Below are 10,393 nucleotides of genomic sequence, written 5' to 3'. Positions count from 1 at the left end.
GGTACTAAGATGTTTCAGTTCCCCAGGTCTGCCTTCTCATACCCTATGGATTCAGGTATGGATACCACCTCATTACAGGTGGTGGGTTCCCCCATTCGGAAATCTTCGGATCAAAGCTTACTTACAGCTCCCCGAAGCATATCGGTGTTCGTCCCGTCCTTCTTCGGCTCCTAGTGCCAAGGCATTCGCCGTGCGCCCTTCATAACTTAACCATTTTGCGGCGGATGATCGTCGTTCTTCTGTGTCAGCTGTGTCTCTCGCTCCTGTCACGTATCTATTTCATACGCTCAGTCGCTCAATTCCTTGCTTCCTTGAACAACTCGATCCTCCTTGCAAAACCTACTCAATTTGAGTTTTGCAATTTTGCATATGGCGTCTTTTAACCTTCTAAGACACTCGGTTGTACTCGTTTGAATCCGTTAGGATTCGCTTCAAACAACCGGTGAAGGTCAATCAGTCTTTCTACTGTTATCTAGTTTTCAAAGGACAATTTTAAAATTTGGTGGAGCCTAGCGGGATCGAACCGCTGACCTCCTGCGTGCAAAGCAGGCGCTCTCCCAGCTGAGCTAAGGCCCCTCATTTATCGTATATTGAATATGGTGGGCCTGAGTGGACTCGAACCACCGACCTCACGCTTATCAGGCGTGCGCTCTAACCAGCTGAGCTACAGGCCCCCTAATTAAGGGGTTTCCATATTATTTTGAGAGTATTCTCACTCAAAACTAAATAAGATTAATGGCTCACAAAAAATCTCCGCTTCTTACGGTGAGTAATCGCAGGAGCATTGTTTTTCTGCGACGAGTAATCGCAGGAGCATTTCATTTTTGTGTATTGAAGGTTAACCCTTCAAAACTAAACAAAAAGCGCAAACGTCGATAAAGTAATGAGCTATATGCTCCTTAGAAAGGAGGTGATCCATCCCCACCTTCCGGTAGGGATACCTTGTTACGACTTCACCCCAATCACCTGTCCCACCTTCGGCGGCTGGCTCCAAAAGGTTACCGCACCGACTTCGGGTGTTACAAGCTCTCGTGGTGTGACGGGCGGTGTGTACAAGGCCCGGGAACGTATTCACCGCGGCATGCTGATCCGCGATTACTAGCAATTCCGGCTTCATGCAGGCGAGTTGCAGCCTGCAATCCGAACTGAGAATGGCTTTATGGGATTCGCTCAACCTCACGGTCTCGCTGCCCTTTGTACCATCCATTGTAGCACGTGTGTAGCCCAGGTCATAAGGGGCATGATGATTTGACGTCATCCCCACCTTCCTCCGGTTTGTCACCGGCAGTCACCTTAGAGTGCCCAACTAAATGCTGGCAACTAAGATCAAGGGTTGCGCTCGTTGCGGGACTTAACCCAACATCTCACGACACGAGCTGACGACAACCATGCACCACCTGTCACTCTGTCCCCCGAAGGGGAAAGCCCTATCTCTAGGGTGGTCAGAGGATGTCAAGACCTGGTAAGGTTCTTCGCGTTGCTTCGAATTAAACCACATGCTCCACTGCTTGTGCGGGCCCCCGTCAATTCCTTTGAGTTTCAGCCTTGCGGCCGTACTCCCCAGGCGGAGTGCTTAATGTGTTAACTTCGGCACTAAGGGCATCGAAACCCCTAACACCTAGCACTCAACGTTTACGGCGTGGACTACCAGGGTATCTAATCCTGTTTGCTCCCCACGCTTTCGCGCCTCAGCGTCAGTTATAGGCCAGAAAGTCGCCTTCGCCACTGGTGTTCCTCCACATATCTACGCATTTCACCGCTACACGTGGAATTCCACTTTCCTCTCCTACACTCAAGTCCCCCAGTTTCCAATGACCCTCCACGGTTGAGCCGTGGGCTTTCACATCAGACTTAAGAGACCGCCTGCGCGCGCTTTACGCCCAATAATTCCGGACAACGCTTGCCCCCTACGTATTACCGCGGCTGCTGGCACGTAGTTAGCCGGGGCTTTCTGGTTAGGTACCGTCAAGGTGCCGCCCTATTCGAACAGCACTTGTTCTTCCCTAACAACAGAGCTTTACAATCCGAAGACCGTCATCACTCACGCGGCGTTGCACCGTCAGGCTTTCGCCCATTGCGGATGATTCCCTACTGCTGCCTCCCGTAGGAGTCTGGACCGTGTCTCAGTTCCAGTGTGGCCGATCACCCTCTCAGGTCGGCTACGCATCGTCGCCTTGGTAAGCCATTACCTTACCAACTAGCTAATGCGCCGCGGGCCCATCTTGCAGTGTGAGGATAAATCCCCACTTTTACAATAGAACTATGCAGTTCCATTGATCATCCGGTATTAGCCCCGGTTTCCCGGAGTTATCCCAGTCTGCAAGGCAGGTTGCCCACGTGTTACTCACCCGTCCGCCGCTGACCTCTTAAGAGCAAGCTCTTAGTTGGTCCGCTCGACTTGCATGTATTAGGCACGCCGCCAGCGTTCGTCCTGAGCCAGGATCAAACTCTCCAATAAAGTGTGATCTGTTAAAGATCTAACGAGTTTGACGCGCACGGATGCGCTAACATCGGTGTTATCACAGGATGTGATGTCATTAGCCGATGTTCCTTAACTCTTACATTAAAAAAATTCATTGACGGGATATTTTCATATCCCATTTCGCTTGGCTTTTTGTTTAGTTTTCAAAGGTCAAAATCGTTTTGTGTCGTTTTTCAGCGACTCAATTAATATAACATTTCTTGATGTTCACTGTCAACAACTTTTCACAATTTATTTTTTCGTTTGTGTCAGCCGTTTTCGGCGACGGATAATAATATACCACGATAATTGTTTTTGACGCAACCCCCTTTTTAAATTTTTTTTTGAAAATAAATAAAGCGTTAGAATGGAAGCGACTGAAAGTACATTACATTTAATAATTAAGTTAAAGCAAGCACATGAATAATGATAAGTTTATTTTTTCATAACTTCGTGAAAGATTAAACCTCAATGTTTACTATGTACAATTTTATATTTCTTTATTACACGTTAAATTGACGATCTGAAGTGTCATGCATTCATTTGCCAGGACATCACTTTAGCATACCCCCTTAGGCTTTATAGGAACAGAAGCAAAAGGGCATTTTTCTTTTTCTCCATCAAAACGACTTAAAGCAAACTTGCGCTTAATCGCTCATCATAGGATAGCGATCGAGAATTAGAAACTTTAGGCTTTCTTTTAAGAAAAACGCAAGGCGCCAGCCTATCGGCGACACTATTTACCTGCGAGAGTAACCGCAGGAGCAACGAGCGACTCTCCACTGAATCCTCTACGAGCTGCTTCGACGCATTCGCTTCTTCGATTAATCTGGCAGAGGAAGAAGCATGGAGTTTGCGACGAGTAACCGCAGGAGCAACGAGCAACTCTCCGCTGAATTCTCTACGAGCTGCTTCGACGCATTCGCTTCTTCGATTAATCTGGCAGAGGAAGAAGCACGGAGTCTGCGACGAGTAACCGCAGGAGCAACGAGCAACTCTCCGCTGAATGCTCTACGAGCTGCTTCGACGCAGTCGCTTCTTCGATTAATCTGGCAGAGGCAGAAGCACGCAGTCCGCGACGAGTAACCGCAGGAGCAACGAGCAACTCTCCGCTGAATGCTCTACGAGCTGCTTCGACGCAGTCGCTTCTTCGATTAATCTGGCAGAGGCAGAAGCACGCAGTCCGCGACGAGTAACCGCAGGAGCAACGAGCAACTCTCCCCTGAATTCTCTACGAGCTGCTTCGACGCATTCGCTTCTTCGATTAATCTGGCAGAGGAAGAAGCACGCAGTCTGCGACGAGTAACCGCAGGAGCAAGCGCCGCCTCTTCCTCTTCTAGTATCATTTTAAAGCTAGATCCGTCAACCGGGCAATACGCCACGTCCTGTGGCATGCCCGGCATTAGGACGTCCTGTCCGTCGACTCAAATCGCTAGATCAGATCTTCGGCTAAAACCCTCGCGTCCTGCGGGAACGCCGAAGTCACCACATCCGTGTGGAAGCTCGTGTAGGAAAGGCACGTGCCTGCTACCCTAGACAGCAATCGAGAGATTGAAATTTTATACTTTCTTAACCTTTAAAAAAGGACACGCGTCATACGTGTCCTTGACTAACAATAACTACTCTTCTGTCGTTTCTCGGTGGCGCATTTGTGGGAATAAAAGGACATCACGAATCGATTGAGAATTTGTCAGTAACATAACAAGTCTATCTATTCCGATTCCTAAACCACCCGTTGGCGGCATTCCGTATTCTAATGATTCAACGAAATCTTCATCCATCATGTGTGCTTCATCATCACCTTGTTCGCGTTCTATAAGCTGAGCTTCAAAACGTTCTCTTTGATCAATTGGGTCATTTAATTCTGTAAACGCATTTGCATGCTCGCGTCCAACGATAAACAGTTCGAATCTGTCTGTAAATCGTGGATCCTCTTCATTTTTCTTTGCCAACGGTGATATATCTACAGGATGTCCATAAATAAAAGTCGGTTGAACAAGTTTCTCTTCAACAAATGTCTCGAAAAATTCATTCACGACATGACCAAACTTCATTGTATCTTTTACTGGTACATTATGTTCTTTTGCTAAAGCTCTTGCTTCCTCATCTGACATTTCAGCCCAGAAATCTACACCAGTATGTTCCTTTACAGCATCGACCATGTGTACTCTTTTCCATTTTGGAGCAAGGTCTACTTCATAATCTTCATATTTGATTGATGTTGTTCCTAATACATCTTTTGCAATGTGAGCGACTAGGTTTTCTGTTAGAGACATAATATCTTTATAATCTGCATATGCCTCATAAAGCTCTATCATCGTAAATTCTGGGTTGTGACGTGTAGAGATCCCTTCATTTCGAAATACTCGTCCGATTTCATACACTTTTTCTAACCCGCCGACAATTAGTCTTTTTAGATGGAGTTCAATCGCAATCCGCATGTACAATGTCATGTCAAGTGCATTATGGTGGGTAACAAACGGTCTTGCTGATGCTCCTCCGGCAATTGAGTGCATGGTTGGTGTTTCTACTTCTAAGTAGCCTTGATCATCTAAGTATCTACGCATTGATTGAAGTATTTTACTTCTTAATACGAATGTATCACGAACTTCAGGGTTAACAATCAAATCAAGGTAGCGTTGACGGTAACGTTGTTCAACATCTTTTAATCCGTGATATTTATCAGGTAATGGTCGTAAAGCTTTAGTTAGCAGTTGAAAGTCTTGCGCTTTCACTGACAATTCCCCTACTTTTGTTTTAAATACGACACCAGAAATACCTACAATATCCCCTATATCAATTCGGTTAAATTGTTCATATTGATCATCTCCTACTTGATCTTTACGAACATATAGTTGAATTTGTCCTGTTAAGTCTTGGATATGAGCAAATCCGGCTTTTCCTTTTCCACGTTTCGTCATCACGCGTCCAGCAATCGTTACTGAAACTTCATCCTCTTCTAATTCTTCCTTCGTCCGTTCATCATATGATACTTTTAATTGTTCAGCCGAGTGTGTTCTTTCAAAACGTTTGCCGAAAGGATCAATTCCGAGGTCTACCATTTCTTTTAATTTTTCTCTACGAACTTGCAATTGGTCATTCAATTCGAGTTCTTGACTCACCCTTACCAACTCCTAAAAGATATTTAAATTCGTTTATAAACTCTATATGAATCAAACTAAAAAATAAGAAAAGTACATGCGCCTTTGTCTCTCTGCTAGTGAAGTATTGGTGCATATCGGTCAACTTGGCTAACCGCCACGCCCTGTCTCTCAAAACAAATCCAGAGTAGAACTTCTTGTGTCTTCCGTTTGATTACTAGTGTAAAACCACCAACGCCAAATTCATCGCATCGGAATGGATGACGTGTTGTATGCGCTCTTTTTAAAATAGAGAGATAGAAATGAACTTTTGAAGAAGAAAACTGCCAGCAATCGACTGGCAGTTCTGTTTTATCTCAGAGGTATTATAGAAGTTTTCATGTAGCATGTCAACTTAACGGCCAGCAACAGCCATTTCCTTTTCTTTTTGTTTCGCCTCGACGAGGTCAACAAATTCATATAATGCGTTTGCTAATTCGTCTCTTTTTGTAAAGCTGTTAATTTGACTGCGCAGGTGAGAAGATCCTCGCATTCCTTTAATATACCAAGCAGCATGCTTTCTCATTTCTCTTACAGCCACTTCTTCACCTTTCAAATCAATTAGACGATCCATGTGAAGCACACATACGTCCATTTTCTCACGCGGCGATGGTTCAGGAATATTTTCGCCGTTCTCTAAATAATGAATGGTACGGTATAACATCCAAGGATTACCTAAAGCAGCTCTTCCAATCATGACACCGTCAACACCAGTCGTATCGAGCATTCTTCGAGCATCCTCTGGTGTTTTAACATCACCATTACCAATAACGGGGATGCTTACTGCCTCTTTTACTTCTTTAATAATATCCCAGTTAGCAGTTCCTTCATACATTTGAACACGTGTACGTCCGTGAAGAGCAACGGCTTCACCGCCCGCTCTTTCTATCGCTTGTGCATTCTCAACAGCGTATATATGATCTTCGTCCCAACCCATACGCATCTTTACAGTTACAGGTTTGTCAACTGCATCTACAACATAGGATACCATTTCATAAATTTTGTTAGGATCAAGCAGCCATTTCGCTCCAGCATCACATTTTGTAATTTTTGGAACCGGACAGCCCATATTAATATCGATAATATCTGCATTCGTTTTTTTATCAACGATTTTTGCAGCTTCAACCAATGTGTCTTTATCACCGCCAAATATTTGCAATGACAGCGGTTTTTCCCGCTCATCAACATATAGCATTTTCATGGAACGTTCATTCTGATGAAGAATCGCTTTATCACTGACCATTTCAGCACAAACGAGTCCTGCCCCAAAATCTTTCGCAATTAATCGGAAGGCAGGGTTACATACACCCGCCATCGGTGCTAAAACGACCTGATTCTTCATTTCTATATTACGAATCTTAAGCATTTACTGTTCACCCCATTTATTACTTTATTGACGTCAGTTCTTCGATCGTAATATTTAATACATCGATGATTTGCCCAATCATTTCATCGGAAGGTTGCCGGTTTCCCCGTTCAATCTCCCCTAGTACAGAAACAGAAATCCCAAGTTGATTAGCAAGTTCTTCTTGCGTGAAGCCTTTTAATTTTCGGTACGCTCTGACTCTTCTTCCCCAAATGAGTTCTTCCACTTTTGTACACCCTCTTTGTCAGGTAATTCATCTATATAATCGTCGATCGTTTTTCCTGTCGTAAATGTATATGAACTTTCTACTTCTTTAAACGGTATAAGAACAAAGCCTCTTTCAAACATTCTTGGATGCGGAATGATTAACTGTTTCAAATTTATATTTTCGTTATTATAGAGTAAAATGTCAAGGTCTATTGTCCGAGGTCCCCATCGAATATCCCTTTTTCTTCCACCTTTTTGCTCAATATTTTGTACCGTTTCCAAAAGCTCCAACGGTTTATAGGAAGTAGAAACTTTTAATACCATATTTAAAAATGCATGTTGATCTGTATAACCTACAGGCTCTGTCTCATATATAGACGACGATGATAGAAGATCGATATGTTCGTCCTCTTTTAAAAATTGTATGGCTTCCATTAAATGGTTATATCGGTCTTTCATATTTGACCCTAGCGAAAGGTGTGCAACATTATTTTTTTGATCGTAAATGACTGGCATATTACTACTTTTCCCTTCTAATTTCTACTGCAACAGAATCATAATGTCCTGGGATGGGCGGATCAGGCTTAATAACCTTCACTGTAACGGCATGGATCACTGCAAAAGTAGAGAGCATCCTTGCAGCAATTCGTTCTGTTAACGTTTCGACAAGTTTAACAGGATCACCTTCCATGATTTCTTTAATCTCACTGTAAACTTCACCGTAATTGACCGTTTCTTCTAACCGATCTGTTTCCCCTGCAGCTTTCGTACTCAACTCCAACACGACGTCTACATGAAATCGCTGCCCGAGCTTGTTTTCTTCTGGAAATACACCATGATAAGCGAAAAATCTCATACCTGTAACATATATTTTATCCACACATAGTCCTCCTCAACAATCCGATCACTTATTCACATTTCCCTTTCCGATCATAACGTCCATCATCTTTGTCATGCGGCTAATTTCACGAACGTCATGCACCCGGACGATATCTGTACCTTTATCGATTCCATAGCAGACGGTCGCACCTGTTCCTTCCATTCTCTCATCAACTGGCAAATCCAACGTTTGAGCAATTAACGATTTTCTCGACGTCCCGAGTAAAACTGGATAACCTAAGTTTGTCACCTTGTCTAAATATCGCATAACGAGGACATTGTGTTCATATGTTTTGGCAAAACCTATACCAGGGTCGAGGATGATCTTGTTTTCCTTTACGCCTGCCTTTAAGCATTGTTCAATGCATTCAGTCAAGTCCTGTATGATATCTTTCATTAAGTCTGAGTAAATCGGTTCGTTGCGGTTATGCATTAAGATAATCGGTACATCGTAAGCTGCAGCAACATCAGCCATTTTAGGATCAGCTTTCGTACCCCATACATCATTAATGATATTCGCTCCAGCTTCAATCGCTTCTTTGGCCACATTCGCTTTATACGTATCAATCGAGATCGGGACATCGACATGTTTTCTTACTGCTTTGACCGGTTCAACAACTCTCGAGATTTCCTCTTCTTCCTCTACCTTTGTCGCCCCTGGTCGAGTCGATTCTCCTCCGATGTCGAGTATATCTGCCCCCTCTTGAACCATGGATACGGCATGTTTTACCGCTTCATCGATATGATTAAATTTGCCGCCATCAGAAAAAGAATCAGGAGTCACATTTAAGATCCCCATCACATACGTTTTTTTTGAAAAATCTAGTTCATAACCGTCCCAAATGATTTTATCGTTATGCTTTTTTAACTCTAACATCTCTCGCACGTTCCTTTCTTCATTTCATATCGTTTCTGCTCCACAAAGAAGGGGTATATTCTCTATATTCACCAAATAAACGCTTATACAATGGTCCGTTCTTTCCAGGATAAGACTGACCGTCAATGTCGTTAAGAGCGACAAGCTCTTGAACCGAGTTTGTCATAAACACTTCTTCAGCTTCGTATAATGCCGAAAGATGAAACTTACCTTCTCTCACCTTAAAGCCGCATTTTGATGCTAGCCGCATGACAAACTGCCGTGTTACTCCGTTTAACCCTCCACAACTAAGGTCCGGCGTATAGAGCGTCATTCCGTTTATCCAAAAGAGGTTTGACACAACCCCTTCAGATAAATGCCCTTGCTCCGTTAAGAATAACCCTTCTACACTTGGATCAGAACCAGCTTCTCGTTTTCCTATGATATTATTTAAAAAATGATGGGTTTTCAAGCGCTCTTTCGTTTCTGGCGAATTTCTATTCGTCTTTAATACTTTTCCCTTTTTTTCGTTTAAAAACGATGAAGGAAGTTGTTTCACAAACACGATTGTTGTAGGGCGATTATAAGTTTCTGCTGTTAAACCGAGCTGCTCTTCCCCTGCAGAAATATTCCATCTAAAATATCCATCTTCCAAGCTATTTTTTTCCAACAATTCGTAAATAATGTCAGTCGTCTTCTGACGATCATATGGAGGAATACGAATACCGAGCTCATTTGCACTATCGTGCAAACGACGAAAATGGTCATCCAGTAAAAAAGGATGACCTTGATAAGTGCGAAATGTTTCAAACAAGCCGACTCCGTATAAAAAGCCGTGATCAAAAGGGGAAATTTTCGCTTTGGAAGCTTCAACAATTTTTCCATTCATGTAGATGTACATGTTTTGTCAAACTCCTTGTATCTTTCAATAAAGTTTCTTAATAATTGCTTTCCTTCGCCCGTCATAATCGATTCAGGATGAAACTGAACTCCTTCCACCGGTAAATCCTTATGTCGAATCGCCATAATCTCCCCGATCTCAGTTTCTGAAGTAATCTCAAAGCAATCTGGCAGCGACTCTCGTTCTACGATTAACGAATGGTATCTTGTTGCAGTAAACGGATTTGGAATGTCTTTAAAAATCGTTTCACCAGTATGGTTGACTTCAGATGTCTTCCCGTGCATAAGCCGATCAGAACGGATAACCTTGCCTCCAAAAACTTGCGCAATCGACTGGTGACCTAAACAAACACCAAATATCGGAATCTTCCCTGCGAAATGGCGAATTGCCTCCAAACTAATTCCCGCTTCATTCGGTGTACACGGACCTGGTGAAATCATCAAAAAATCAGGGTTCATTTCCTCAATCTCTTTAATCGAAATCTCATCATTTCGTTTGACGATGAGTTCTTGCCCCATCTCACCTAAATATTGAACGAGGTTGTACGTGAATGAGTCATAGTTATCAATCATTAAAATCATTT

The 10,393-nt window shown here is 43.2% G+C and carries 9 protein-coding genes, 2 tRNA genes and 2 rRNA genes (1 of these 13 cut by a window edge); all 13 read right to left on the bottom strand.

The window, feature by feature from the left end:
• A 16S ribosomal RNA gene (locus tag CD001_RS03230) occupies window positions 1-126 on the bottom strand (it extends 1,384 nt beyond the left edge of the window).
• Between the two features lie 374 nt (window positions 127-500).
• Window positions 501-576: transfer RNA gene (locus CD001_RS03225), tRNA-Ala, on the bottom strand.
• Window positions 577-597: 21 nt separating this feature from the next.
• Window positions 598-674, bottom strand: a tRNA-Ile gene (locus tag CD001_RS03220).
• A gap of 229 nt (window positions 675-903) precedes the next feature.
• Window positions 904-2,458: ribosomal RNA gene (locus CD001_RS03215) — 16S ribosomal RNA — on the bottom strand.
• A gap of 1,157 nt (window positions 2,459-3,615) precedes the next feature.
• Window positions 3,616-3,864 (bottom strand): hypothetical protein, encoded by a 249-nt coding sequence (locus tag CD001_RS03210; protein ID WP_096186182.1) that lies wholly within the window; start codon window positions 3,862-3,864, stop codon window positions 3,616-3,618.
• A gap of 216 nt (window positions 3,865-4,080) precedes the next feature.
• Window positions 4,081-5,583: a lysine--tRNA ligase gene (lysS, locus tag CD001_RS03205; RefSeq protein WP_096186181.1), complete on the bottom strand. Its 1,503-nt coding sequence runs from the start codon at window positions 5,581-5,583 to the stop codon at window positions 4,081-4,083.
• A gap of 373 nt (window positions 5,584-5,956) precedes the next feature.
• Window positions 5,957-6,967 carry a tRNA dihydrouridine synthase DusB gene (gene dusB / locus CD001_RS03200; protein WP_096186180.1) on the bottom strand — a complete coding sequence of 337 codons (1,011 nt, stop codon included), beginning with the start codon at window positions 6,965-6,967 and terminating at the stop codon, window positions 5,957-5,959.
• A gap of 19 nt (window positions 6,968-6,986) precedes the next feature.
• Window positions 6,987-7,193 carry a helix-turn-helix domain-containing protein gene (locus CD001_RS03195; RefSeq protein WP_096186179.1) on the bottom strand — a complete coding sequence of 69 codons (207 nt, stop codon included), beginning with the start codon at window positions 7,191-7,193 and terminating at the stop codon, window positions 6,987-6,989.
• On the bottom strand, window positions 7,145-7,690 hold the full coding sequence (gene folK / locus CD001_RS03190) for a 2-amino-4-hydroxy-6-hydroxymethyldihydropteridine diphosphokinase (protein ID WP_096186178.1): 546 nt from the start codon (window positions 7,688-7,690) through the stop codon (window positions 7,145-7,147). Before folK ends, CD001_RS03195 begins: the two co-directional genes overlap by 49 nt.
• 4 nt (window positions 7,691-7,694) lie before the next feature.
• On the bottom strand, window positions 7,695-8,054 hold the full coding sequence (gene folB / locus CD001_RS03185; RefSeq protein ID WP_096186177.1) for a dihydroneopterin aldolase: 360 nt from the start codon (window positions 8,052-8,054) through the stop codon (window positions 7,695-7,697).
• Between the two features lie 24 nt (window positions 8,055-8,078).
• Window positions 8,079-8,930 carry a dihydropteroate synthase gene (gene folP, locus CD001_RS03180; protein ID WP_096186176.1) on the bottom strand — a complete coding sequence of 284 codons (852 nt, stop codon included), beginning with the start codon at window positions 8,928-8,930 and terminating at the stop codon, window positions 8,079-8,081.
• Window positions 8,931-8,949: 19 nt separating this feature from the next.
• Window positions 8,950-9,810, bottom strand: a complete 861-nt coding sequence (gene pabC / locus CD001_RS03175; protein ID WP_096186175.1) for an aminodeoxychorismate lyase — start codon at window positions 9,808-9,810, stop codon at window positions 8,950-8,952.
• Window positions 9,795-10,391: an aminodeoxychorismate/anthranilate synthase component II gene (pabA, locus tag CD001_RS03170; RefSeq protein ID WP_096186174.1), complete on the bottom strand. Its 597-nt coding sequence runs from the start codon at window positions 10,389-10,391 to the stop codon at window positions 9,795-9,797. Before pabA ends, pabC begins: the two co-directional genes overlap by 16 nt.
• Window positions 10,392-10,393: the final 2 nt, after the last annotated feature.

Source organism: Evansella halocellulosilytica (assembly GCF_002335745.1).
Classification (GTDB): domain Bacteria; phylum Bacillota; class Bacilli; order Bacillales; family Salisediminibacteriaceae; genus Bacillus_CA; species Bacillus_CA halocellulosilytica.
Note: the sequence above shows the minus strand (reverse complement) of the source record. Positions and strands in the feature narration are given on the sequence as shown.

Bases quoted from the DNA above. Each gene is read 5' to 3' on its own strand.
- CD001_RS03210 (WP_096186182.1), bottom strand. From the start codon at position 3,864: ATGCCGGGCATGCCACAGGACGTGGCGTATTGCCCGGTTGACGGATCT.
- dusB (WP_096186180.1), bottom strand. From the start codon at position 6,967: ATGCTTAAGATTCGTAATATAGAAATGAAGAATCAGGTCGTTTTAGCA.
- folK (WP_096186178.1), bottom strand. From the start codon at position 7,690: ATGCCAGTCATTTACGATCAAAAAAATAATGTTGCACACCTTTCGCTA.
- folP (WP_096186176.1), bottom strand. From the start codon at position 8,930: ATGTTAGAGTTAAAAAAGCATAACGATAAAATCATTTGGGACGGTTAT.
- pabC (WP_096186175.1), bottom strand. From the start codon at position 9,810: ATGTACATCTACATGAATGGAAAAATTGTTGAAGCTTCCAAAGCGAAA.
- pabA (WP_096186174.1), bottom strand. From the start codon at position 10,391: ATGATTTTAATGATTGATAACTATGACTCATTCACGTACAACCTCGTT.